Source organism: Mammaliicoccus lentus (genome assembly GCF_947036595.1).
In the GTDB taxonomy this organism is placed as follows: Bacteria; Bacillota; Bacilli; order Staphylococcales; family Staphylococcaceae; genus Mammaliicoccus; species Mammaliicoccus lentus.
On record NZ_OX344834.1, the window covers coordinates 770,373 to 794,530 of the forward strand.

At 32.3% G+C, this 24,158-nt stretch carries 25 protein-coding genes and 1 riboswitch; of the genes, 23 read left to right on the forward strand and 2 right to left on the reverse strand.

What is annotated here, in order from left to right; all coding sequences use genetic code 11:
* Window positions 1-12: 12 nt before the first annotated feature.
* The 14 genes from ACNMOQ_RS03675 (at window position 13) to ACNMOQ_RS03740 (ending at window position 13,670) form a co-directional block, all read left to right on the forward strand.
* The gene (locus ACNMOQ_RS03675; RefSeq protein WP_016998851.1) at window positions 13-246 is read left to right on the forward strand and encodes a hypothetical protein; all 234 of its coding nucleotides are present in this window, start codon (window positions 13-15) and stop codon (window positions 244-246) included.
* Window positions 247-531: 285 nt separating this feature from the next.
* Window positions 532-1,527 carry a LysM peptidoglycan-binding domain-containing protein gene (locus tag ACNMOQ_RS03680; protein ID WP_016998852.1) on the forward strand — a complete coding sequence of 332 codons (996 nt, stop codon included), beginning with the start codon at window positions 532-534 and terminating at the stop codon, window positions 1,525-1,527.
* A 181-nt stretch (window positions 1,528-1,708) separates the two neighbouring features.
* Entirely contained in the window at window positions 1,709-3,073 is a 1,365-nt protein-coding gene (locus ACNMOQ_RS03685; protein WP_416350258.1) for an EVE domain-containing protein, read from the forward strand.
* Between the two features lie 159 nt (window positions 3,074-3,232).
* The gene (locus ACNMOQ_RS03690; RefSeq protein ID WP_416350259.1) at window positions 3,233-4,609 is read left to right on the forward strand and encodes an alanine/glycine:cation symporter family protein; all 1,377 of its coding nucleotides are present in this window, start codon (window positions 3,233-3,235) and stop codon (window positions 4,607-4,609) included.
* 229 nt (window positions 4,610-4,838) lie between these two features.
* Window positions 4,839-5,201, forward strand: coding sequence for a transcriptional regulator, SarA/Rot family (locus ACNMOQ_RS03695; RefSeq protein WP_016998854.1), 363 nt, complete (start codon window positions 4,839-4,841; stop codon window positions 5,199-5,201).
* 176 nt (window positions 5,202-5,377) lie between these two features.
* A complete protein-coding gene (gene nhaC, locus ACNMOQ_RS03700) occupies window positions 5,378-6,796 on the forward strand; it encodes a Na+/H+ antiporter NhaC (RefSeq protein WP_416350260.1) in 1,419 nt (472 codons plus the stop codon).
* A gap of 171 nt (window positions 6,797-6,967) precedes the next feature.
* Complete coding sequence (locus tag ACNMOQ_RS03705; RefSeq protein ID WP_239752697.1) at window positions 6,968-7,354, forward strand: thiol-disulfide oxidoreductase DCC family protein; 387 nt, start codon at window positions 6,968-6,970, stop codon at window positions 7,352-7,354.
* Between the two features lie 67 nt (window positions 7,355-7,421).
* The gene (locus ACNMOQ_RS03710; protein WP_070044870.1) at window positions 7,422-8,387 is read left to right on the forward strand and encodes a LacI family DNA-binding transcriptional regulator; all 966 of its coding nucleotides are present in this window, start codon (window positions 7,422-7,424) and stop codon (window positions 8,385-8,387) included.
* A gap of 1 nt (window position 8,388) precedes the next feature.
* Complete coding sequence (gene rbsK / locus ACNMOQ_RS03715; protein WP_135031116.1) at window positions 8,389-9,270, forward strand: ribokinase; 882 nt, start codon at window positions 8,389-8,391, stop codon at window positions 9,268-9,270.
* Window positions 9,263-9,652, forward strand: coding sequence for a D-ribose pyranase (rbsD, locus tag ACNMOQ_RS03720; protein ID WP_016998859.1), 390 nt, complete (start codon window positions 9,263-9,265; stop codon window positions 9,650-9,652). The genes rbsK and rbsD overlap by 8 nt, the downstream gene beginning before the upstream one ends.
* Before the next feature lie 12 nt (window positions 9,653-9,664).
* Entirely contained in the window at window positions 9,665-11,161 is a 1,497-nt protein-coding gene (locus ACNMOQ_RS03725) for a sugar ABC transporter ATP-binding protein (RefSeq protein WP_135031115.1), read from the forward strand.
* Window positions 11,142-12,080, forward strand: coding sequence for an ABC transporter permease (locus ACNMOQ_RS03730; protein WP_016998861.1), 939 nt, complete (start codon window positions 11,142-11,144; stop codon window positions 12,078-12,080). The genes ACNMOQ_RS03725 and ACNMOQ_RS03730 overlap by 20 nt, the downstream gene beginning before the upstream one ends.
* 22 nt (window positions 12,081-12,102) lie before the next feature.
* Entirely contained in the window at window positions 12,103-13,017 is a 915-nt protein-coding gene (locus ACNMOQ_RS03735) for a D-ribose ABC transporter substrate-binding protein (protein ID WP_026023602.1), read from the forward strand.
* A gap of 209 nt (window positions 13,018-13,226) precedes the next feature.
* Complete coding sequence (locus ACNMOQ_RS03740; RefSeq protein ID WP_016998863.1) at window positions 13,227-13,670, forward strand: Dps family protein; 444 nt, start codon at window positions 13,227-13,229, stop codon at window positions 13,668-13,670.
* A 426-nt stretch (window positions 13,671-14,096) separates the two neighbouring features.
* Here the strand turns inward: ACNMOQ_RS03740 and deoD are convergent, their stop codons facing one another.
* Window positions 14,097-14,807: a purine-nucleoside phosphorylase gene (gene deoD / locus ACNMOQ_RS03745; RefSeq protein WP_064204172.1), complete on the reverse strand. Its 711-nt coding sequence runs from the start codon at window positions 14,805-14,807 to the stop codon at window positions 14,097-14,099.
* A gap of 109 nt (window positions 14,808-14,916) precedes the next feature.
* On the opposite strand from deoD, the gene ACNMOQ_RS03750 reads away from it, so the two are divergent.
* The 5 genes from ACNMOQ_RS03750 (at window position 14,917) to ACNMOQ_RS03770 (ending at window position 19,524) form a co-directional block, all read left to right on the forward strand.
* The gene (locus ACNMOQ_RS03750) at window positions 14,917-15,855 is read left to right on the forward strand and encodes a sugar-binding transcriptional regulator (RefSeq protein ID WP_135031114.1); all 939 of its coding nucleotides are present in this window, start codon (window positions 14,917-14,919) and stop codon (window positions 15,853-15,855) included.
* 83 nt (window positions 15,856-15,938) lie between these two features.
* Entirely contained in the window at window positions 15,939-16,601 is a 663-nt protein-coding gene (gene deoC / locus ACNMOQ_RS03755; protein WP_016998866.1) for a deoxyribose-phosphate aldolase, read from the forward strand.
* Window positions 16,602-16,676: 75 nt separating this feature from the next.
* Window positions 16,677-17,978, forward strand: coding sequence for a pyrimidine-nucleoside phosphorylase (locus tag ACNMOQ_RS03760; protein ID WP_016998867.1), 1,302 nt, complete (start codon window positions 16,677-16,679; stop codon window positions 17,976-17,978).
* A gap of 11 nt (window positions 17,979-17,989) precedes the next feature.
* The gene (deoB, locus tag ACNMOQ_RS03765; RefSeq protein ID WP_218706680.1) at window positions 17,990-19,174 is read left to right on the forward strand and encodes a phosphopentomutase; all 1,185 of its coding nucleotides are present in this window, start codon (window positions 17,990-17,992) and stop codon (window positions 19,172-19,174) included.
* The gene (locus tag ACNMOQ_RS03770; protein ID WP_016998869.1) at window positions 19,174-19,524 is read left to right on the forward strand and encodes a DoxX family protein; all 351 of its coding nucleotides are present in this window, start codon (window positions 19,174-19,176) and stop codon (window positions 19,522-19,524) included. The genes deoB and ACNMOQ_RS03770 overlap by 1 nt, the downstream gene beginning before the upstream one ends.
* 87 nt (window positions 19,525-19,611) lie before the next feature.
* Here the strand turns inward: ACNMOQ_RS03770 and ACNMOQ_RS03775 are convergent, their stop codons facing one another.
* Window positions 19,612-20,079, reverse strand: coding sequence for an S-ribosylhomocysteine lyase (locus tag ACNMOQ_RS03775; protein ID WP_016998870.1), 468 nt, complete (start codon window positions 20,077-20,079; stop codon window positions 19,612-19,614).
* A 138-nt stretch (window positions 20,080-20,217) separates the two neighbouring features.
* Here ACNMOQ_RS03775 and ACNMOQ_RS03780 point away from each other — a divergent pair, with 138 nt between their 5' ends.
* The 4 genes from ACNMOQ_RS03780 (at window position 20,218) to ACNMOQ_RS03795 (ending at window position 24,102) form a co-directional block, all read left to right on the forward strand.
* Window positions 20,218-20,760 (forward strand): GrpB family protein, encoded by a 543-nt coding sequence (locus ACNMOQ_RS03780; RefSeq protein WP_016998871.1) that lies wholly within the window; start codon window positions 20,218-20,220, stop codon window positions 20,758-20,760.
* A gap of 41 nt (window positions 20,761-20,801) precedes the next feature.
* Window positions 20,802-20,901, forward strand: a riboswitch (SAM riboswitch).
* Between the two features lie 61 nt (window positions 20,902-20,962).
* Window positions 20,963-22,150: a M20 family metallopeptidase gene (locus ACNMOQ_RS03785; RefSeq protein ID WP_070044868.1), complete on the forward strand. Its 1,188-nt coding sequence runs from the start codon at window positions 20,963-20,965 to the stop codon at window positions 22,148-22,150.
* Window positions 22,147-23,334, forward strand: coding sequence for an L-aspartate--L-methionine ligase LdmS (ldmS, locus tag ACNMOQ_RS03790; protein ID WP_218688336.1), 1,188 nt, complete (start codon window positions 22,147-22,149; stop codon window positions 23,332-23,334). Before ACNMOQ_RS03785 ends, ldmS begins: the two co-directional genes overlap by 4 nt.
* 105 nt (window positions 23,335-23,439) lie before the next feature.
* Window positions 23,440-24,102: a DUF2750 domain-containing protein gene (locus ACNMOQ_RS03795; protein WP_218706684.1), complete on the forward strand. Its 663-nt coding sequence runs from the start codon at window positions 23,440-23,442 to the stop codon at window positions 24,100-24,102.
* Window positions 24,103-24,158: the final 56 nt, after the last annotated feature.

A 24,158-nucleotide genomic window follows, 5' to 3' on the forward strand; every position in this document is an offset into this window, starting at 1 on the left:
AGTTATACTAATATGAAAAAATTCTTATATTTATCACTTGTTTGTGCCGTTATAGCTGGTCTAGGAATATTTTTTGAACAGCCAAAATATCCAAATCCAGTGATACCATTTATTATTGCTTTAATTGGGCTAATATTAGCTATTAGTACTTTTAAAGATAAAGAAATAACAATGGGGTTGAAAATCGGAGGCGTTCTAGTTAATTTAATGCCAACATTAGCCGGTTTATCGTTAATACTTCAATAAATAGATTATTAGTTTTGTAATATACATTTAAACTGTCGTAAAGTTAATAACTTTGACGACAGTTTTTTTGTGCAGATTTAAATTGTTATATTGTCATTTATTTCAATTTTACAGTGTATTCTCATCATATAAATAAAAAAATTAATTGTCTTTAAAAGAATTTTTCTATAATTCTATTAATATAAATGAAATAAAACTGTAATATAAAATTGCGCCATAACAGTGTATAATTAGGAAGAATTAATATCTTTATATAAAAATGTAAGATAATGGAGGTAACTAATTTTGAAGAAGAAGACATTAACAGCATTTGTAGGTGCTTCTGTAGCAGTAGCTTTAACATCACAAAGTGCTGAAGCTGCATCATATAAAGTTAAGAGCGGAGACTCACTTTGGTTAATTGCTGAAAAACATAATACAACTATCGCAAAAATTAAAAGCTTAAACAAATTAAGCTCTAATCTAATTTTTCCGAATCAAATCATTCAAGTACCTGGTTCTTCTAGTTCGTCTAATACGAATACAGGATCGACTTCAACGTCATCAACGACGTACTATACGGTTAAATCAGGGGATTCGTTATCAGTAATTGCTGGTAAATATGGCACAACATATCAAAAAATAATGTCTTTAAACGGGTTGAATAATACAATTATTTATCCTGGCCAAAAATTAAAAGTAAAAGGGACTTCTAGTAGTTCAAGTTCAAATAATACGGGTTCATCAAACACATCTACTAGTACAACTACTTATACGGTTAAATCAGGAGATTCATTATCAGTAATTGCTGCTCGATATGGTACAACATATCAAAAAATAATGTCTTTAAATGGTTTATCAAATTTCATTATTTATCCGGGACAAAAATTAAAAGTAAGTGGTTCAGTGTCAACAGGTGGTGGACAATCAAGCTCTAATAACACTGGTAGCTATACACCTCCTATGTTCTACCACCAAAATTTATATGATTGGGGTCAATGTACTTGGCACGTATTTAATCGACGTAAAGCAATCGGTAAACCAATAAGCACTTATTGGTGGAATGCGAACAACTGGGCTAGCGCTGCAGCTAAAGATGGATATAGAGTAAATCATAAACCTGCTGTAGGTTCGATTTTACAATCTTCTGCTGGTTATTACGGTCATGTTTCGTTTGTTGAACGCATTAATAATGACGGTAGTATTCAAGTATCAGAAATGAATTTTACATCTTCACCTGGTGTATTAACATACAGAACTGTACCAGCTTCACTCGTACCAAGTTATAATTTTATACATTAATCTTGAACTGAGGCATATATAATGTCTCAGTTTTTACTTGTGTAAACATAGACACGGATGCTAATGTCTTATACAATGTTAATATTAATGTCATGTAAAAAATATGATTAGTATAATAAACGTCATATTTACATAGTAAATCGTTTAAAATTGATAATTATTTATAACAAGGAGTATACATATGTCTGAAGAAACAAACTACTTTTGGCTAAATTGTGGATATAATAGGTGGAATCATACAGAACCTCTAGAAGGACAAGTTGCAGTATTTGAATCGGGTGCAAGTTTTAATCCTACTCAAGGTTACCATGCCTTTAAGACGGCAAAACCTGGTGATAAAGTAATTTATTATCAAGTCCAAAATCAAGTGGGATTATTAGGATATGGGGAAATTATTGATGTTCAGACAGGCGGCAACCAAAAAGTAAGCATTCATTTTAAATTTGAAACTTCTTTAACAATGCTTTCAGTTGAATACTTAAAGAGAAGTGAACATTTAGAATTGCGTATTAAGCAACTAACGGATCAATTATTCAATCGTATATCTAAAGAAGAATTTGAATTAATTATTGGCCTAGGACAAGGAGAAGTTAAAATACCTAGATATTTCTTACTTTCAGAAGAAATACAGTTTGAAGAAGATGAAACATATACTATTTTCACACATACAGTGAATGGTATTAAAAGAAATGGTTATATTTATTATACACAACTTGAAATCGGGGATCAGCTTGTATTCTTAAATAAAAACGCGAATCATTCAATTATTGGTGTTGGTGAAGTTACAGATAGTATACATAAACTTCCACCACAACCAGGACGAACTGATTCAACTTGCATAACTATTAGATATGAAAAGGATATTAATCCTATAAGTGTAGCAGAACTAAATAGACATCAAACATTAAAAAAATTATATTTCTTACAAGAAAATTCTAAGCAATCTATAGCTAATTTAACAAAAGCTCAATATGATGCAATGATGGATATGAGTAGAGGTGAGTTTTCTCAAAATAATTCACAACAATATCAAGTCTCGATTCCACAAGAACAAGAAGATAAAAAAGATAAGCCAATTGTATTAATGTTATGTGATAGTAAAGAAGAAGGTATAAAAAAAGCAAAACATTACGTAGAGCGCGAGCTTGCTAAAGGTATTTATACAACAGGACATCCAGATTTTTCTGAAGAAATGTTATACGGAAGGTATTTACCTAACGAAAGTGGAGCTCTATATTATCGTGAAGGATTTATCACGGGGCATATCACAAATTCAGAAAGAGAATGGCTTGTAATCGATCAATTTGAGCGAATAGACCCTGAAATATTCCAACTATTCCTAAATGTTTTAGATGGTCATGAAATGACACTACCTAGATATAATCATGATGGAAAAATGGTAAAATGGAGTTTAGAAAAAGACTCATTCTACCGCCATAATCCAAAATGGAGAATGATAGGTTTATGTTATGGGACAGTTGAAGATATAAAAAAACAATATTCACATCAATTTTTAAAACATTGTCGTGTAATACACGTTGGATAAATAAAATAAATTTTCATTGAAAAACACTATTTGTTTAATATCAAATGGTGTTTTTAATTTATAAGTGAAAAATTATCTTTTAAATTGATAGAATTTTCTGTAATATGATATATATAATTAAAATTGCTCTTATCAATAAACAACAAAGGGGACGTGTTTATGGACAAAATAGTAGCATTTTCAGATTGGTTATGGGGATATCCACTCGTAACTCTATTATTAGTATCTAGTTTATTTTTAACAATTTATTTAGGGTTTATACAGTTTAGACATTTTGGCTATATGATGAAACAAACATTTGGCAGTATTAATAAAAAACCTAAAGGTGAAGGAACGATTACACCGAGGCAAGCATTAACTTCTGCTTTATCTTCTACTGTTGGTGCAGCAAATATCGTAGGGGTACCTACAGCAATCATGATGGGTGGACCTGGTGCAGTATTTTGGATGATGGTTATTGCATTTTTAGGGATGGCTCTAAAGTATAGTGAAAACGTACTTGGTATACATTATCGAGAAAAGAATAGTAAAGGCGAATTTGTAGGGGGACCTACATACTATATGAAAAAAGGAATGAAAAATAAAAAAGTTGGAATAGTATTCGCTTTTATTTTTGCATTCGCGCTTATGTTGGAACTCATTCCGAGTATTATGGTGCAAGGAAATTCAGCAGCAAGCACGGTAGAAGATACATTCAATATCGATATGGGTTATACAGGAATCATTTTAGCTGTGTTAGCTGCTTTAGTTGTGTTTGGAGGTATTAAAAGAATTGCAACATTCACTGAAATGATTGTGCCGGTTATGGTTGGATTATATTGTATTATGGGTTTTATTATCATTTTAATGAACATTCAACATTTACCGGGAGTCATAGCGTTAGTAGTTGAAAAAGCTTTTAATCCTGATGCAGCATTAGGAGGTAGTTTTGGAGCTGCTTTAGCTACAACGGTTAGATGGGGATTTGCTCGAGGTATCTATTCAAACGAAGCAGGTTTAGGTACTTCTCCAATTGCCCACGCTGCTGCTAAGACAGATCATCCAGTGAGACAAGCTTTTTGGAGTGTAAGTGAAATAGTTGTTGATACTTTAATTATATGTAGTACAACAGCGTTTGTTGTATTGGTTTCAGACGTTTGGAAAGCAGATGATGCAAAAGAACAATCAGCTGCACTGACAGCTAGAGCTTTTAATGATGCATTTGGTACATTTGGAAGCTGGATTGTTTCTATATCAATGGTATTCTTTGTATTCTCTACTATAATTGTAGTTATTTATTATGGTTCAAGAATGGCAGAATATTTATTTGGATTAACAGCTGGATTTATTATGAAAATAGTATATGTTTTATCTATAGCGCTCGGTGCGTTTGGGGCAGGTACACAATTGTGGAAATTATTAGATATAGCGTTAGCATGCATTCTTATTCCCAATATTATAGCTGTTATTATGTTATCACCTAAAGTTAAAGACTTGACACGAGAATTTTTCACAAGCAAAGAATTTTATTTGAAAGATAAAAATAATAAAAACTGAAATAGTTTATTCCTTTTAGATTATAACGTTATCGTTATAATCTTTTTTTGTATTTAAAAAAATTGTAGATGTCTTCAAAAATAAACCTCTTTTGTATGTAGTCATATAAATTATTCTAATTTACACAAAATGTCAAATATTTTATTAAATTCCATATTGATGTTATTTAATTTTATGGTAAGATTATTTTAAGATAATTTAATTAACTAATTTTTAGGAGGTTACAACAATGAGCACTCAATCTTATTCAGAAGCAATTACTTCATGTTCTGAATTCTTTGATTACCAAAATAAAATTGACAATATCTTTGTAGTAATTGAACAAAAGTATGGCTTAAAGAAACATGAATTTTTCTTCTTAATGAAATTAAATGAAGTGAAAGAAGTACACCTTAAAGATGCAATTGAAAAAGGATACATAAAGCAAAACAAATCTGCTCGTGCCATTAAGAGACTATTCGAAAAGAAATATATATTAAAAAACCGCTTAAAAACAGATGAAAGAGCAGTTATATTACGCTTTAACGATGATTATAAAGATGATTTTGAAGTGATAATGCAAGAAGTATTGGATATGTTAAATGTAGCTTAGATTATAAATCTTTTTAATATTAATGAAATGCATTGTAAAAGTTAGTCAAAGGCTAACTTTTACAATGCATTTTTGTATTTATAATCAAATTATATTTTAAAATTTAATTTGTAAATTATGGTGGAAAGTTATACAATTTTAAATGTAAGCGCTTTATTATAGGGGGATTAGTCATTATGGTAAAAGAATCTACAACAAAGAATATAAGTTTTGTATGGGCTATTGTTCCGTTTCTATTTATGATAGTAAGCATGCTCTATACTGTTGTTGTTTTAGAATTAGCACCTCATATTCCTTTAATGATAGGGACAGCTATAGCAGCCATAGTTGCCTATTATCATGGGCATACGTGGAAAGATATAGAAGAAATGATGTATAAGGGGATAAAATTAGCACTACCTGCGATTGTTATTATTATACTAGTCGGTTTAATCATTGGGGCATGGATAGGTGGCGGTATAGTTGCCACGATGATTTATTACGGTTTAAAGCTTATTACGCCTTCATTATTTTTAGTGACCATTGCTATTATATGCGCCATTGTATCTTTAGCAATTGGTAGTAGTTGGTCTACGATGGCCACAGTAGGCGTAGCCGGAATGGGTATAGGACTGAGTATGGATATTCCAGCGGGAATGATTGCTGGTGCTATCATATCAGGTTCTTATTTTGGTGATAAAATGAGCCCTTTATCTGACACCACAAATTTAGCAGCTGGTTTAACTGGTACAAATCTATTCGATCATATTAAGCATATGTTCTATACAACTGTACCTGCTATTGTAATTTCGTTAATTGCTTTCTTTATACTCGGTAGACAATTTTCCGCAGGTGACATTAATCAAGGTAAAATTGATGCAATTAATAATGAAATGATTGATAAATTTGTCATTTCACCTTGGTTACTATTAGTACCACTGATTGTTATTATTTTAGTAGCCTTAAAAGTACCTGCAATACCTGCATTAGTAATTGGTATTATTTTAGGATTTTTATCACAAATTTTTGTTCAAGGTGGAAGTATTCATGATAGCGTTCAAGCTTTACAAACAGGATATGTGTTAGAAACAAAGAATGAACTCGTAAAAGAACTATTTAATAGGGGTGGTTTGGAGTCAATGTTTTATACCATTTCTATGACAATTGTTGCGATGACATTTGGTGGAATACTCGAATATTCAGGTATGTTGAAGGCAATTATTACACAAGTTTTGAAAGTAGCTAAAGGTACTGGTGGACTAATCGCTTCTGTTATTATTTCATGTATTGGTACAAACGCTTCATGCTCAGAACAATATATTTCAATTGTTGTACCATCAAGAATGTATATTAATACGTTTTTAGAAAAGAGGTTACACCCTAAAAATTTATCTAGAGCTCTAGAAGATGGTGGAACAGTGACTTCAGTATTTTTCTTATGGAATACTTGTGGTGTGTTTATAGCTCAGACCTTAAATGTAAACGTATTGGAGTATGGGATGTATGCAGTATTTAATTATACGGTCCCAATCATATCTATAATATTTGGATACATAGGATTTAAAATTATAACAATTAACGAACAAGAATATAAACAATTTAAAGAAGCTCAATAACAATAATAACAGTCCAGGACATATATAAATGTCTCGGACTGTTTCATTATATAGGGATGGTATTATGAAGTCTTTTTAGCAAAATGATATTTCTGGTTCACTCCCTTATTAATTTAATGTTTCTTATAATCGTGTTATCTTAAAACTAAAGAAAGGAATAAGGTGATATTTATGGCTATAGTATACTATGACGGTGATTGTGGTTATTGTAATAGAGTAGTAATGTGGTTGATTCATCATAATATTCCAACGAGATTCCAATTTGCACAATTAGAAGGGCAATATGGAGAGAACTTAATTAAAGTTCAACCTGAATTGAAAAATATAGACACAATTGTTGTAGTTGATAAATCACAAGTATTTACTAAAACAGATGCTATTATTCACTTATTGAATCAAATTAAGAAATATAAAATTTTTGCATTCCTATTGAAAATAGTGCCTCGTTTTCTTAGAAATCTAGGTTACGATTCATTTGCAAAAATAAGACATCGCATCCAATTTAAGCAAGCATGTAAACTACCAACTAAAGAAGAACGTCAGTATTTTTTAGATTAGTATTGCAATAGTTTTAGAGTGGTGGTATCCTTTTATGTAAACGGTTACACAAAAGGAAGTTGAACGAATGGCTACGATTAAAGAAGTTGCTAAATACGCTGGTGTCTCAGTGGCGACAGTTTCAAGAGCTCTTAATAGAAGTGGGTATGTCAAAGAAGAAACAAGAAAGAAGATTAATAAAGCGATCAAAGATTTAAATTACAGACCAAATGAAACAGCTCGGACATTGTATAAACGTAAATCTAAAATGATAGGTTTATTATTACCTGATATTAGCAATCCATTTTTCACGGTTGTCGCTAGAGGTGTTGAAGATGAAGCGATGGCTAAGGGTTATCACATCATTTTAGGTAATGGTGATGGAAATGAAGAAAAAGAATTAGCGTATATAAACACATTCAATGTGCATAATTGTAGTGGGATTATTGCATCACAATTATCTACTCAAGAAACATTTGATTCTTTTAAATCATATAATATGCCATTTGTTTTATTAGATAGAGTGTATGCCGACCATGAATTTGTTGAAACAAATCATTATAAAGGTGGACAGTTACAAGCTCAAGCCGTCATTAAAGGTTCGACAAAATCTGTTTTAATTATGCAACAAAACTTACAATATAAATCATTTAACGAAAGACTATCCGGTGCTAAATCTATTTTTGATGAAAAGAACATCCCTTACATTACTGTAGATGAACGTTTTCTCATTGAAGAAGATTTAGTATCGATGATTCATAAGCACAATATTGATAGTATTATTTGTAGTAATGATGTGAGCGCATTTGCTGTTATGCGTACTTTGTTACATCATGAATTTAAAGTTCCTTCTGATGTTCAAGTTGTAGGTTATGATGATATACCATTATCTCGTATGTATACACCAAGTTTAACTACAATTCATCAACCAGCATATTTAATAGGCAAAAAGGCTTGTCAACAGCTTATCAATCAACTAGAAGGTAAAGAAAGAGAACATCATCAAATATTAGACGTTAGTTTAATAGAACGACAATCGACGAGGAGAGAGTAAAATGAAAAAGATTATGGTTATAGGAAGTATGTCTATAGATTTAGTAGTTTCAGCTTCAAAAAGACCTGAAAAAGGTGAAACAATATTAGGAGATAGTTTTTTCACTACACCAGGTGGAAAAGGCGCTAATCAAGCTGTGGCAGCAGCAAGATTAGGGGAAGAAGTATATTTAGTAGGGCGCATAGGAGATGATGATTTCGGTAAAGAAATTTATCAAAATCTACAAAATAACTACGTTTTAGTAGATGGTGTGGAACCCGTTACACAAATGCCGTCAGGTACTGCTCACATAACATTGGCTGAACAAGATAATAGTATCATTTTTGTTCCATCTGCCAATAACGAAGTAACACCTGAATATGTTGAGAAACACTTAGCACACCTTAATAAAGGTGACATCGTTCTTCTTCAACAAGAAATACCTAGTGAAACAGTTGAACATGTAATTGATTACTGTAAGGAAAATGAAATTACATCTATATTAAATCCAGCTCCTTTTAGAGAAGTTAGTGATAATGTTATTGAAAAAGCTGATTACTTAACTCCTAATGAAACAGAAAGTAACGGAATGTTTAAAGGAAATATGGATGAAGCGTTAGCAAAATATCCGAATAAATTGATTGTTACTTTAGGAGATAAAGGTGCAGTCTATCACGATGGTAACAAAAAGGTAGAAGTACCAGGTTATAAACGAGAAGTTAAAGATACTACTGGCGCAGGTGATACATTTAACGGTGCATTTGCAGTAGCGTTACAGAAAGAATTCAATCTAGAAAAAGCGTTAGATTTTGCAAACTTAGCAGCAAGTTATTCAGTAACAGGTATGGGTGCACAAGGTGGTATGCCTAAACTTTCAGAAATAGAGGGAGAATGGCATGTATAAAACAGGGATTTTAAACAGTGAAATATCTAAAGTATTAAGTGATCTTGGTCATACAGACAGAATAGTAATAGCAGATTGTGGTCTACCAATTCCAAAAGAAGTGAAGAAGATTGATTTAGCACTGTCTTTTGGTGTACCAAATTTTGAAAGCGTTTACGAAGAAGTGATGAAGCATATGTCGGTTCAAAAAATGATCGTTGCGGAAGAAATAAAAGAAGATAATGTTTCGCTTTTTGAAAAGATTACTCAATCTAATATTGATACAGAATATGTATCACATGAACGATTTAAAGAATTAACAAATGATACAGTCGCGATTATTAGAACTGGAGAAGCAACACCATTTGCAAATGTCATATTGGAAAGTGATGTTTTATTCTAAAGGAGGGTTACCATGTTACAGATGAAGAATATACATAAAGCTTTTGGACAAAATAAAGTATTAACTGGGGTAGATTTTATTTTAAAGGAAGCTTCTGTACATGCATTGATGGGAGAAAACGGGGCAGGTAAATCTACGTTAATGAAAATTTTAGTAGGTATACACGGCAAAGATGAGGGTCAGATAATATACAAAGATGAAAATATTGAATATAAAGATGCACAAATGGCTGAAGAAGCAGGCATAACTTTTATACACCAAGAATTAAATATTTGGTCAGAATTAACAGTGTTAGAAAATTTGTTTATTGGTAAAGAAATTAGAAATAAATTTGGAATCTTAAACGAGAGACAAATGAAGAAAGAAGCAATGAAAGTATTTGAAAAGTTAAACTTTAAAATACCACTTAAAAAAGTTGCAGGAAAATGTTCTATTGGTGAACAACAAATGATAGAAATTGCTAAAGCATTGATGACGAACGCTAAAATAATCGTTATGGATGAACCAACAGCTGCTTTAACGGATAAAGAAATTAATCAATTGTTTAAGCTCATTAAAAGCTTGCAAAAACAAGGCGTTGCATTTGTATATATTTCACATAGAATGGCAGAAATCTTTGAGATATCTGATGAGATAACTGTAATGAGAGATGGTAAAACAGTGTTATATAAAGAAACGAATGATACTAATTATGATGAGATAGTTAAATCAATGGTAGGTAGAGATTTAACAGAACAATTCCCGAAAAGAACTGTTTCACCTGGTAATATCATCATGGACGTTAAATCGTTAAATAATGATGAACATCAAATTAAAGATATATCATTTTCATTAAGAAAAGGAGAAATTCTTGGTGTTAGTGGACTAATGGGGGCTGGCAGAACTGAAATAATGCGAAGTTTATTCGGCATAGATAAAGGCAGTAAAGACATTACGATTAACGGTAAAAAAGTTTCCATTAATTCACCAGAAGACGCTATGAAAAACGGAATTGGGCTTATTACTGAGAACAGAAAGGACGAAGGTCTGATATTAGATTTCTCTATTGAAGATAATATGGTTTTACCTTCTTTAGAAAGCTTTTCCAATAAAGGCTTTACGAAAGAAAAGTCTGTTCATATATTTGCTGATCAAATGAGTAAACGACTAAATATTAAAACAAATAGAAAAGCACTTGTTTCTTCACTTTCCGGTGGTAATCAACAGAAAGTAGTTTTAGCTAAATGGATTGGTACGGGTGCACAAGTTTTAATACTAGATGAACCGACTAGAGGTATTGATGTTGGAGCAAAGAGAGAAATTTATCAATTAATGAACGAATTAACTGAGCGCGGTGTTTCTATTATAATGATTTCTTCAGAATTACCAGAAGTTATCGGTATGAGTGATAGAGTCTTAGTTGTACAAGAAGGAGAAATAAAGGGACAAGTTGAAGCGGAACAAATTACAGAAGAAAATATTATGACATTGGCTACAGGAGGGGAATTAAATGCAACAGTTAACAGCTAAATCATCATTGTTAGAAAAAATTATACCATTTATAGGATTGATTCTTTTAGTGGTTGTTATAAGTGTTTTAAATACTGCATTTTTAGATTTATCGAATTTACTTAACTTATTGAGACAAGTATCTATTAACGGTTTAATTGCTTTTGGTATGACGTTTGTTATTTTGACAGGTGGTATAGATTTATCAGTAGGGTCTATATTAGCTTTATCAAGTGCATTTACAGCAATTTTAATTACGAGTGGTCTTGATCCAATTGTAGCTTTAATTGTTGGTGTATTAGGAGGATTTTTACTAGGGGTATTTAACGGTGTTTTGGTTACTTTCGGTAGCATGGCGCCATTTATTGCAACATTGGCAACTATGACAATTTTTAGAGGATTAACGTTAGTTATTACAGATGGTAATCCTATAACAGACTTAGGTGATAGTTATTTATTCCAATTGTTTGGTAAAGGTTATTTCTTTGGTATACCAGTACCGGCAGTAACGATGATTATCGTATTTATTGTATTGGCAATTATTCTACAGAAGACAACTTTTGGTAGACATACATATGCCATCGGGGGAAATGAAGTAGCTTCTAAAATTTCAGGAATCAAAGTTAATAAAGTAAAAATCTTAATTTATGGTATATCTGGTTTAATGTCAGCTTTAGCTGGAGCAATATTAACATCACGTCTAAATTCAGCTCAACCGACTGCTGGTACTTCATATGAACTAGATGCCATAGCAGCAGTAGTGTTAGGTGGAACGTCTTTAACAGGTGGTAAAGGGCGTATCGTTGGTACACTAATTGGTGTACTTATTATCGGCGTGTTGAATAACGGATTGAACTTATTAGGTGTATCTTCATTCTATCAACAAGTAGTAAAAGGTATTGTTATATTAATTGCTGTTCTTATAGATCGTAAAAAATAATTAACAAAGTGAGGGATAAATGATGAAGAAATTTTTAATACTTTTTCTTTCGTTGGTAGTGTTTTTATCAGCATGTTCGTTAGAATCTCCATTAAAAAAAGACAATGGTAGTAAAACGAATAAAAAGAAATCAGATATTACAATAGGGGTAAGTGTTTCGACTTTAAATAATCCATTTTTTGTTTCAATTAAAGAAGGACTTCAAAAAGAGGCTAAAAAGCAAGGTATGAATGTTAAAGTAGTAGATGCAAGGGATGATTCTGCTAAACAAACAAATGATATAGAAGACTTAGTTCAACAACAGGTTGATTATTTAGTTGTGAATCCAACTGATTCAAGTGCCATTTCTAGTGCAGTTCAATCTGCTAACAATGAAGGTATTCCAGTTATTACTTTAGATAGATCAGTTGATAAAGGTGATGTCGCTACATTTATTGCTTCGGATAATATAGAAGGCGGTAAGATGGGTGGCAAATTTATCTTAGATGAATTAGGTGAAAATGCTAAAGTCGCTGAATTAGAAGGTGTACCTGGCGCAAGTGCTACTAGAGAAAGAGGAAAAGGATTCCATGAAGTAGCAGATAAATCATTAGATGTTATCGCAAAGCAAAGCGCTAAATTTGATCGTGCAGAAGGGCTCAATGTCACTCAAAACATATTACAAGCTCATCCAGGTGTTAAAGCAATATTCTCTCATAACGATGAGATGGCTTTAGGAGCAATAGAAGCGGTAGGCGATAAAGATATACTCGTTGTAGGATTTGACGGAAATGAAGATGCGATGCAATCTATTAAAGAAGGTAAGTTAGATGCAACAATCGCTCAGCAACCTGAAAAAATGGGACAAGAATCAGTAAATTCAGTATTGAAACTGATGGAAGGTAAAAAAGTAGATAAAGAAATTAAAGTACCACTTAAACTCGAAAAATCTAAATAAATGTTTATTTTATGGTGAATAAGGTAAAAGACTAATGTAGTCTTTTACCTTAATTTATTTGAGAAAAAAACTTTTAGAATTTGCAACTTATTTATAATGATTCTAAATAAGTGTGTAAATAGCGTTGACAGATTAGAATGATTATAATATAATAGTTATTGTAATCAAAAGAGACCAAATAACAAACAAATCTTAGAGGAGTGTAATAAATGAATAACAATAAAGAAGTAATTGAAGTATTAAACAAACAAGTAGCAGAATGGACAGTACTTTTCACTAAACTACACAATTATCATTGGTATGTAAAAGGGCCAAACTTCTTCTCACTACACGAAAAATTTGAAGAATTATACAATGAAGCAAGTGTATATATCGACGACATTGCTGAACGTATTTTAGCAATCGATGGTAACCCAATCGCTACTTTACAAGAAGCTTTAGAATGGTCAGAAGTTAAAGAAGCAGAGAAAAATCTATCAGCTAACCAAATGGTAGAACAATTATCAAAAGACTTCACAACTGTAATTGGACAATTAGAAGAAGGTATACAATTAGCAGAAAAATTAGATGACGAAATGACAGGAGACATGTTATTAGGTATGGTAACAAGTCTTGAAAAACACAACTGGATGCTTAAATCATTCTTAGGATAATAAAATATAAATGAGGCAGTTTAAATAAATCTATCTCATTATCAAGCACCGGCTTATTGAGAATTCTCAATAAGCCGGTGCTTTTTTATTATTAAAGAATATAGAATATTTGATGTATATAGTTTTGCTTGTTGACACGTTTGGTAAGAAGTGACAATAAGAGCACTGTTGTTGACACGTTTGATGAGAAATGACAATAAGGGACCTGTTGTTGACACGTTTGATGAGAAGTGACAATAAGGGTACTGTTATTGACACGTTTTACGAGAAATGACAATAAGGGCACTGTTGTTGACACGTTTTACGAAAAATGACAATAAGGGACCTGAATATTGCAAGATGAGCTTCACGTGTAACATAGCTCCTTTGAATGTAACAACATTATAAAAAAAGAAGCTAAGACATATAATGTCTTAGCTTCTTTTTTTATTCAGCGATTTCTAAAGCAATTTCCATCATTTGAGTAAATGAATTTTGTCTTTCTTCTGCTGTTGTTGCTTCGTCTCTTAATAAGTGGTCACTAACTGTAAAGATACCTAGTGCTTTTTTACCGGCAGCAGCAGCATTTACGTATAAACCTGCTGATTCCATTTCAACACCTAAAATACCTAATCTTGCCCATTTACTTGTTACTTCTGTGTCTGCATTATAGAAAATATCACTTGAGAAGATATTACCTACATGAGTAGTTGCTCCAATTTCGTCTGCTTTATTTTTAGCGCTTGATACTAAACCGAAGTCAGCAATTGGTGCGAAGTAACCTGGTACGTTGAATTGGTCAACATAGCGAGAATTAGTAGATGCACCTTGTGCAATAATAATATCATATAAATTGATATTCTCTTGCATAGCACCGCATGATCCAATTCGGATAATCGTTTCTACATCAAAGAAATTATATAGTTCATAAGAATAAATACCGATTGAAGCGATACCCATACCTGAGCCCATAACCGATACTTCTTTTCCTTTATATGTACCTGTGTATCCTAACATATTTCTTACATCGTTGAATTGTTCAACATTTTCTAAAAAGTTTTCAGCAATAAATTTAGCACGTAATGGATCCCCAGGCATTAGTACAGTTTTTGCAATTTTTACACCATTTGGTTGAATATGCGGTGTCCCTTGTGTCATAACTATCTTCTCCTTTAAAAATAAAAGTTTTTTCAATTTAAAGATAACATTTGTTTCAATTTTTTGCGAATTTTTGTACGATTAAGTTGAAAGAAAGTGGTGAATGGAGATGGATTTACAAAAAAATAAAGACAGCATACGCGTAGCAAAACTATATTATGAAGATAGTTTAAGCCAAGAAGCAATAGCTCAAAAGCTTAATATCTCTAGACCAACTGTATCGAGATTATTGAATCACGCGAAAGAACATGGGTTTGTCAAAGTAACAATTGAAGATCCATATCAAGATGCTGAAAGTTTAGCTTCACTATTAAAAGCTAAATACCAATTGAAAGATTGTATTGTTGAACATGCATCGCATAATGATTATTTAAACGTACAAAGTGCTATTGGAAAGCGTACCGCGGAATATTTAAATACTATTGTTAAAGATGGAGATAATATTGGCATTAGTTGGGGTAAAACAATGTATCAAGTGTCTCAATTTTTACAGTCTACACATTTAAAGGATATTGGTGTAATACAACTTAAAGGTGGTATTAGTTTTTCTCATATAGACACAAGAAGCCATCAAATCCTTGAAAGGTTTGCACAAGCTTATAATGCGACACCTAGAGATTTGCCTCTACCAGTTATATTTGATGTGAAAGAAGTTAAGCAAATGGTAGAAAAAGATAGACACATCCAATCTATTTTAGAACAAGGAAGACAAGTTAATATCGCTTTGTTTACAGTAGGAACAGTTAGAGATTCTTCTTTATTATTTAAATTAGGATTTTTTAACGATGAAGAAAAAGAGAGAATTAAACACTCAGCTGTAGGAGATATTTGTTCACGCTTTTATAACGAGCAAGGGGAAGTTGCAGATCAAGCTATAAATGACCGAACGATAGGTATTGAATTAGATGCTCTAAAAGAAATAGAAAATTCTATTTTAGTAGCTGGAGGAGACCACAAAATTTCTGCTATACGTGGTGCTTTAGAAGGTCATTTAAGTAATATATTGATCACTGATCAATATACAGCACAAGCATTACTAGATTTATGAACAAAATTTCTTATATCATTTTACATTTGTTCAAAGCTTGTTTATAATATAGTTAAAGATAGAATATACGAGGAGGATTCACTATGACATTAGCAAAATATATCGATCACACAGCTTTAAAACCAGACACAACACTGGAACAAATTGATGCTTTATTAGAAGAAGCGAAAGAATATGGATTTAAATCTGTATGTATTAATCCAACACATGTTGCACATGCAAGAAAAGCATTAGAAGGTACAGATGTATTAGTTTGTACAGTAATTGGGTTCCCTTTAGGGGCAACAACAAGTGAAGTGAAGGCTTTTGAAACAGAAGACGCTATTAAAAAAGGTGCACAAGAAGTAGACATGGTCATCAATATTGGTGCGCTTAAAGACGGTCGTGATGAAGAAGTTAAACGTGATATTGAAAGTGTTGTAGCAGCAGCAAATGGTGTAACAACTAAAGTAATTATTGAAACTTGTTTATTAACAGAAGATGAGAAAGTTAGAGCATGTGAATTAGCGCTTGCTGCAGGTGCAGATTTCGTTAAAACATCAACTGGATTTTCATCAGGTGGCGCAACTGCAGAAGATATCAAATTAATGAGAGAAACAGTTGGTCCTGATTTGGGCGTTAAAGCTTCAGGTGGTATCCGTTCATACGAAGATGTTAAGACGATGATTGATAATGGTGCAACTCGTATTGGTGCTTCAGCAGGTGTAAAAATATTAAAAGGTGAATCATCTGATTCAGATTATTAAAATTAAAGGTACGTTTATGTACCTTTAATCTTTTGAATTACAAGTAAGCGTATTCATAAACAGGAGGGTTTCATTATGAGAATGGTAGATGTTATAGCTAAGAAACGAGACGGGAAAGAATTAACGAAAGAAGAAATTGAATTTTTCATTAAAGGGTATACTGATGGAGAAATACCTGATTATCAAGCTTCAAGCTTTGCAATGGCGACATATTTCCAAGACATGACTGATAACGAACGTGCATATTTAACGATGGCAATGGTTGAATCAGGCGATCAAATTGATTTATCTGAAATTGAAGGTATTAAAGTGGATAAACATTCAACAGGTGGAGTGGGAGATACAACTACTTTAGTATTGGCTCCTTTAGTAGCCGCATTAGATATACCTGTAGCAAAAATGAGTGGCCGAGGATTAGGTCACACTGGCGGTACAATAGATAAATTAGAAGCGGTTGAAGGTTTCCATGTAGAAATATCAGAACAAGAATTTATTGATTTAGTAAATAGAGATAAAGTAGCTGTTATTGGTCAAACTGGAAACTTAACACCAGCAGATAAAAAGCTTTATGGTCTACGTGATGTTACTGGAACAGTTAACTCTATCCCACTTATTGCGTCATCTATAATGAGTAAGAAAATTGCAGCTGGAGCAGATGCGATTGTTTTAGATGTGAAGACGGGTGCTGGTGCGTTTATGAAAACGCTAGAAGACTCAGAATTATTAGCGCATGCAATGGTGAAAATAGGGAATAATGTAGGGCGAAATACTATGGCTATTATTTCTGATATGAGTCAACCATTAGGAAGAGCAATTGGCAATGGACTTGAAGTGAAAGAAGCAATAGAAACGTTAAGAGGTGAAGGACCTGAAGATTTAACAGAACTTGTATTAACTTTAGGATCTCAAATGGTTGTATTAGCTAAAAAAGCTGAGAATTTAGATGAGGCACGAGAAAAATTACAAGAAGTTATCCAAAACGGTAAAGCACTTGAGAAGTTTAAAGTATTCCTTGAAAACCAAGGCGGAGATGGTTCGGTAGTTGATGATGTTTCTAAATTACCTCAAGCTCAACATACGTTTGAAGTAAAGGCGAAAAAATCTGGATATGTATCTAACATTGTAGCTGATGAGATTGGTGTTGCTTCAATGCTTTTAGGGGCAGGAAGAGCTACAAAAGATGATATAATTGACTTAGCCGTTGGTTTAGTATTAAATAAAAAAGTTGGAGATAAAGTTGAAGAAGGAGAATCACTTGTAACAATCTATGCAAATCAAGAAGATATTAAAGATGTTGAAGAGAAAATTTTAAATAACATTGATATTTCTGATGAACAAGTGAAGCCGACTTTAATCCATAAAGTGATTACAGATTAGGAGTGTGTCAAATGACAAACCGATTTAAACGTATTCATTTAATTGTAATGGATTCAGTAGGAATAGGCGAAGCACCAGACGCTAAAGATTTTGGTGACGAAGGTTCACATACATTAAAGCATACGCTAGAAGGTTTCAAAGAATCCTTACCAAACCTAGAAAAATTAGGACTTGGAAATATAGAATCTTTACCAGTTATCAATAATGTAGAAAAACCTAAAGCATTTTATACAAAATTAAGTGAAGCGTCTGTAGGAAAAGATACAATGACAGGACATTGGGAAATCATGGGATTAAATATTGATAAACCATTCAAAGTATATCCTGAAGGTTTCCCTGAAGAACTTGTTAAAGAAATAGAAGATTTAACAGGTAGAAAAGTTGTGGCAAATAAACCAGCATCAGGTACTGAAATTATAGAAGAATACGGTAAACATCAAATGGAAACAGGCGATTTAATCGTTTATACGTCAGCAGACCCAGTATTACAGATTGCTGCACACGAAGATATCATTCCATTAGAGGAATTATATGATATTTGTGAAAAAGTTAGAGAACTAACTAAAGACCCTAAATATTTAATCGGGCGTATTATTGCACGACCATATTTAGGAGAACCAGGTAATTTCACAAGAACATCTAATAGACACGATTATGCATTGAAACCATTTGGTAAAACTGTCATGAACACGCTAAAAGATGCAGATTACGATGTAATTGCAATTGGTAAAATTAATGATATTTATGACGGAGAAGGTGTAACAAAAGCAATACGTACGAAAGATAATATGGACGGCATGGACCAACTTCTTAAAGTTGTAGATACAGACTTTACAGGAATTAGTTTCTTAAATTTAGTTGATTTTGATGCGTTATATGGCCATAGAAGAGATAAAGAAGGTTACGCTCAAGCAATTAAAGATTTCGATAATCGTTTAGGTGAATTGTTAGAAAATGTTCGCGAAGATGATTTAGTTATTATTACAGCAGATCACGGTAATGATCCAACAGCTGATGGTACTGACCATACTCGTGAATATGTTCCATTATTAATGTTTAGTCCAAGCATTACGGAATACCACGAACTTTCAGGGGATACAACGTTTAGTTCAATTGGTGCAACAATTGCAGATAACTTTAATGTAGAATTACCGCAGTTCGGTAAGAGCTATTTAAGTGAAATGGGGATTAAATAATGAACGCAGTAAGACGTATTTTTGGTCTTGCATTTAGTTTTGCAGGCCTTATGCATTTTATGAGATCAGAAGGTTTTGAAGCTATCGTACCTAATTTCTTACCCTTTAAAAAAGGAATTGTATGGATTTCAGGCGTGATGGAAATTATTTTCGGTATTTTATTACTCGTTAGAAAACCAAGTAGTATGACTAAGAAATTAATTGAATGGTTCTTAGTTGCTGTATTTCCAGCAAACGTATATATGGCACAAAAAAATATACCGTTAAATGGGAAACAATTACCTACATGGGCTTTATGGGGTAGATTACCATTACAATATGTACTTATTAAAATCGTTAGAAAAATGTAATTAAAAAGGAGTGAAACAGAGATTTTTTGAAAAATTAAATCTCCGTTTCACTCCTTTTTTCTATTTTAAACATAATAGTGTATTTTATTAATCTTCTTTAAATATTACATTCCATCCATCTTTTTTCGATAAGAATTCAGTTGCAAGTCGTTGGGCACCTTCTAATGAGTGGCTTGCTGCCCAACCACATTGTACTTCATTACATGCTGGAACTTCTGTAGCTTGCTCAACATCTTTTAACGTTTTTTCTATAATATTTAAGACATCATCATAATCGTCATGATTTATAAATGAAGCGTAAAAGCCTGTTTGACAACCCATTGGGCTTACATCTACAACATTATCAGTATGGTTTCTAATGTTTTCAGCCATTAAATGTTCTAAAGAGTGTAAAGCGGGCATTTCCATATGTTCTTTATTTGGTTGTTTAAAACGAATATCATATTTGTGAATAACATCTCCATTTAAACCTTCTTTAATTCCCGCAAGTCTTACAAATGGTGCATCTACTTTAGTGTGATCTAAATTAAAACTTTCTACATTCATCTTTGTCATGAAGATTCCTCCTTTGATTTCGGCATCATTATATCAAGTAAATTTTGAAAAAACAATAAATTCAGATTTCAATTACTTTCTTTATGTGTTACTTTATAAGATAATAAAATAAATTATTCTGAAAATGGAGTGATGTGTATGGAGAGATTAAGAGTCGTCCCATACGATAGTATATGGCAACATCTTTTTTTAGAAGAAAAGAAATATTTACAATCGTTATTAAAAGAACATAGCATAAATATAGAACACATTGGATCTACAGCTATCCCAGGGTTATCAGCTAAACCTATCATTGATATTTTAATGGTGGTAAAAGATAGTGAAACGATAGATGATTATACAAAGGAATTATCTGCACTAGGTTACGAGTCTAAAGGAGAACGAGGCGTTATTGGAAATCGTTATTTTAAAAAATATAATCATAACGGTGATGTCTCTCATCATTTACATATCTATGATGAAGACAGCCCACACATATTGAGACTTATTTCTTTTAGAGATTATTTGAGAACATTTAACGGCGAGAGAGAACGATATAGTCGCCTTAAACATGACTTATCTATAGATTTTCCAGCGGATAGTGTAGAGTATTATCAAGGTAAAGATAGTATGATTAAAGAATTTGAGAAAAAGGCTGAAAAATGGTACTTAAACTCAAATGATGCGCTCGCAAAACATTGACATATCCGAGTGTTAAAGTTAGAATTAAAACAATTTCATACGTATTATCAAGAGTGACTGAGGGAAAGGCCCTTTGACGTCCAGCAACCTCCCTACATGGAAAGGTGCCAAATCCTGCAGTGTTCAACTGAGAGATAAAATTTCGATTGGCGCATTTCCTAACTAAGGAGTGCGCTTTTATATTGGAAAGGTTGTATAGTGAATGAGCAATTTATCGCAAAATATTTTAAATTATATTGAACAAAATAAACACTTATATTTGTCTATGAGCCATCAAATACACGAACGTCCAGAACTAGGTAATGAAGAAGTTTTTGCTTCAAGATTGTTAAGTGATCAACTGAAAAATCATCATTTTAAGATAGAGAAAAATATAGCAAAGCATCCGACTGGATTTATAGCTACATATGACACGAAAATAGAAGGTCCAACGATATGTTTTTTAGCGGAATATGATGCATTGCCAGGCTTAGGGCATGCATGTGGACACAATATAATCGGTACTTCGAGCGTTTTAGCAGGTATTAGTTTATCAAAAGTTATTGACCAAGTGGGCGGTAAAATAGTCGTGCTTGGTTGTCCAGCAGAAGAAGGCGGGGTTAATGGTAGCGCTAAAGCTAGTTATGTTAAAGCGGGTATTATAGACGATTTAGACATTGCACTTATGGTACACCCTGGCCATGAGACGTATGTCACAGTGCCATCATTAGCAGTAGATGTATTCGATGTAAAGTTTTATGGAAGGAGTGCTCACGCGTCTGAGAATGCTTTTGAAGCGATTAATGCTTTAGACGCTATGTTGTCCTTCTTTAACGGTGTAAGTATGTTGAGACAACAAATTAAGAAAACAGATAAAGTGCACGGTGTAATATTAAATGGAGGTGAAGCGGCAAATATTATTCCTGATTTTACACATGCAAGATTTTATACTAGAGCAACCTCACGTAAACATTTAGATGAACTGACTGATAGAGTTCGAAAAATCGCTGAAGGAGCTGCATTGCAAACTGGTTGTAAGTCAGAAGTAAGACCAATACAAAACGGTGTAAATGAATTTGTTATTAATAAACCTTTAGATGAATTGTTTAGAAAACATGCAGAATCTTTAGGAGAAGATGTTATAGAAGATGATTTTGGTTTTGGATCAACAGATACGGGGAATGTAAGTCATATCATACCTACTATACATCCACATATTAAAATCGGACCATCTAATTTAGTTGGTCATACGAAAGAATTTTGCCAAGCTGCAGCAAGTACAATGGGAGATAAAGCATTGATAAGCGGTGCTAAAATATTAGCATCGATGGGATTAGAATTAATAGAGAACGTACCCCTTAGAAATGAGATTATCGAGCATCATCAAACATTAAGGGAGAACTTATTATGACAAAAGCCTATCATAAACCTTTATTATTAACACTTAAAGATTTATATGAAGATAATATTATCTATAATTCGAGGCCATCCTATGAAGATAATCCTTGGTTAAAAGCCGAAGAAGATCAATCTAATTTTTTAACAGCTAGAGAATTGGTTATTAGTAAAATGCCAATGATTATTCATGAAGCATGTTTAACAAAAAGGATAGAAGATTTGTTAAATCTAGTTGGAGAAAAAGTGCCAGACAATATACATCGTTTTAAAGATAAAGAAAGTTACGAACAATTGATACAACAATTAACAAATAAGCGTAATAAAATATTCTTTCAATATATTCATGGAGAACATTTATGTGATAAGGACGATTATGCTATATATAAACCAAAGTTTATAGACTTAAACAATAAATCGAAATTATCACAGTGGACTAAAGGAAAGTATTTACCTAGACGTGAATGTGTTAGTGTTAAAGAATATGAAGAAGAAATTAAAAATTGGGAACTACCTCTTGTATTAAAGCCGGGAGATGAATTACCGACAGCAGGTGGGTATGGGGTTATGATATGTTATACTGAAGATGATCTAAAGAAAGCAAATCAAAGAATTAAAGAAGCTACTGAAACAGAACATATTATTATAGAACAATTTATCGAAGAGGTAGACAATTATTGTGTGCAATATGTATATAGTGAAGATACTGGTATCCAATATATAGGGGCAGTTAAACAATTAACAGATGACTACGGATTTTATAATGGTAATGTTAATTCAGACGAAGTACCACAAAGCGTTATAGATGCAGGATATGAAATTATGCAAAATGGTGTTGAATATGGTTATAAAGGTGTTTCAGGCTTTGATTTACTGATAGATAAAGAAGGAAAAATATATGCCATAGATTTAAACTTTAGACAAAATGGTTCAACGAGTATGCTTTTACTTAAAAATAGATTAAAAGATGGTTTTCATAAATTTTTAAGTTACCATGCAAAAGGAGATAACGAACACTTTTATAAAGTGATTGAAAAATATGTTGAAGATGGCCATCTTTATCCACTCTCATTCTTCGATGGGGATTGGTTTGGAAAGAATAAAGTAAATGCAAGATTTGCTGGCATATGGCATGCTGAAACAGAATCTAAAGCACTTCAATTAGAACAAAAATTCCTTTCTGAACTCTACGATGAATAGCATTTAAAATAATTATGGAAATTAAAGCAAATTTTCATTGACTTATAGCTTTTAAATATACTATATTTTATTGGTATTAAATATAAAGAAGAGGGTGGTATAACAATGGCTATCCAGGATATGTCTATGTTCAAACAAATATTAACGAAAGAAAAATTTTACGTTGTTCTAACAGATAAAAGAATTTTAAGAGATGCAGATACAAATACTCGTTTAATTTGGTCAAAACAAGAATACGCAGAAAAGTATTTAAAAGAAACTAACATTACAACATACGAAAAAGTGATGGAATTAGATCTAGACCGCTTTGTAACTTATGAAATGGACGATATATTAGACGAAGGTGACCGATTCATAGTAGACCGTTATGAAGAATTTTCAGGTACAGAAGTCGAAGCGATAAGATTTATCGAACAAATCATGAGTGAGTTAGATGATATTCGTATTGAAGAATTTGCTGAAGATATTTGTAATGAAGACTATGTATACGGGTTAACAGTAAAAGGGCAAAAGCAATTTATTATCGTTTCAGAAGAAGACAGCAGCTTACCAAATATGATGACAGTATGGAGTACAAGAAAACTTGTAGAAAAAGTACATCACAATGACTTTGAGGAATATGACATCATCGAAGTAGAAACTGAAGTATTTGAAGAATGGCTAGAAGATTTAAAACAAGATAATATTGCATTAGGTGTGAACTTAAAACCGGGAATGATTGGTACAGTTACAGATCCTAAAGTAGTATTAAACGCGATGCCTTGTTAAGGGAATAAAATATTAATTTTAGACTTTTGCTAAATAGCAAAAGTTTTTTTTTATGC

Bases quoted from the DNA above. Each gene is read 5' to 3' on its own strand.
- ACNMOQ_RS03675 (WP_016998851.1), top strand. From the start codon at position 13: ATGAAAAAATTCTTATATTTATCACTTGTTTGTGCCGTTATAGCTGGT.
- ACNMOQ_RS03685 (WP_416350258.1), top strand. From the start codon at position 1,709: ATGTCTGAAGAAACAAACTACTTTTGGCTAAATTGTGGATATAATAGG.
- ACNMOQ_RS03690 (WP_416350259.1), top strand. From the start codon at position 3,233: ATGGACAAAATAGTAGCATTTTCAGATTGGTTATGGGGATATCCACTC.
- ACNMOQ_RS03695 (WP_016998854.1), top strand. From the start codon at position 4,839: ATGAGCACTCAATCTTATTCAGAAGCAATTACTTCATGTTCTGAATTC.
- nhaC (WP_416350260.1), top strand. From the start codon at position 5,378: ATGGTAAAAGAATCTACAACAAAGAATATAAGTTTTGTATGGGCTATT.
- ACNMOQ_RS03705 (WP_239752697.1), top strand. From the start codon at position 6,968: ATGGCTATAGTATACTATGACGGTGATTGTGGTTATTGTAATAGAGTA.
- ACNMOQ_RS03710 (WP_070044870.1), top strand. From the start codon at position 7,422: ATGGCTACGATTAAAGAAGTTGCTAAATACGCTGGTGTCTCAGTGGCG.
- rbsK (WP_135031116.1), top strand. From the start codon at position 8,389: ATGAAAAAGATTATGGTTATAGGAAGTATGTCTATAGATTTAGTAGTT.
- rbsD (WP_016998859.1), top strand. From the start codon at position 9,263: ATGTATAAAACAGGGATTTTAAACAGTGAAATATCTAAAGTATTAAGT.
- ACNMOQ_RS03725 (WP_135031115.1), top strand. From the start codon at position 9,665: ATGTTACAGATGAAGAATATACATAAAGCTTTTGGACAAAATAAAGTA.
- ACNMOQ_RS03730 (WP_016998861.1), top strand. From the start codon at position 11,142: ATGCAACAGTTAACAGCTAAATCATCATTGTTAGAAAAAATTATACCA.
- ACNMOQ_RS03735 (WP_026023602.1), top strand. From the start codon at position 12,103: ATGAAGAAATTTTTAATACTTTTTCTTTCGTTGGTAGTGTTTTTATCA.
- ACNMOQ_RS03740 (WP_016998863.1), top strand. From the start codon at position 13,227: ATGAATAACAATAAAGAAGTAATTGAAGTATTAAACAAACAAGTAGCA.
- deoD (WP_064204172.1), bottom strand. From the start codon at position 14,807: ATGACACAAGGGACACCGCATATTCAACCAAATGGTGTAAAAATTGCA.
- ACNMOQ_RS03750 (WP_135031114.1), top strand. From the start codon at position 14,917: ATGGATTTACAAAAAAATAAAGACAGCATACGCGTAGCAAAACTATAT.
- deoC (WP_016998866.1), top strand. From the start codon at position 15,939: ATGACATTAGCAAAATATATCGATCACACAGCTTTAAAACCAGACACA.
- ACNMOQ_RS03760 (WP_016998867.1), top strand. From the start codon at position 16,677: ATGAGAATGGTAGATGTTATAGCTAAGAAACGAGACGGGAAAGAATTA.
- deoB (WP_218706680.1), top strand. From the start codon at position 17,990: ATGACAAACCGATTTAAACGTATTCATTTAATTGTAATGGATTCAGTA.
- ACNMOQ_RS03770 (WP_016998869.1), top strand. From the start codon at position 19,174: ATGAACGCAGTAAGACGTATTTTTGGTCTTGCATTTAGTTTTGCAGGC.
- ACNMOQ_RS03775 (WP_016998870.1), bottom strand. From the start codon at position 20,079: ATGACAAAGATGAATGTAGAAAGTTTTAATTTAGATCACACTAAAGTA.
- ACNMOQ_RS03780 (WP_016998871.1), top strand. From the start codon at position 20,218: ATGGAGAGATTAAGAGTCGTCCCATACGATAGTATATGGCAACATCTT.
- ACNMOQ_RS03785 (WP_070044868.1), top strand. From the start codon at position 20,963: ATGAGCAATTTATCGCAAAATATTTTAAATTATATTGAACAAAATAAA.
- ldmS (WP_218688336.1), top strand. From the start codon at position 22,147: ATGACAAAAGCCTATCATAAACCTTTATTATTAACACTTAAAGATTTA.
- ACNMOQ_RS03795 (WP_218706684.1), top strand. From the start codon at position 23,440: ATGGCTATCCAGGATATGTCTATGTTCAAACAAATATTAACGAAAGAA.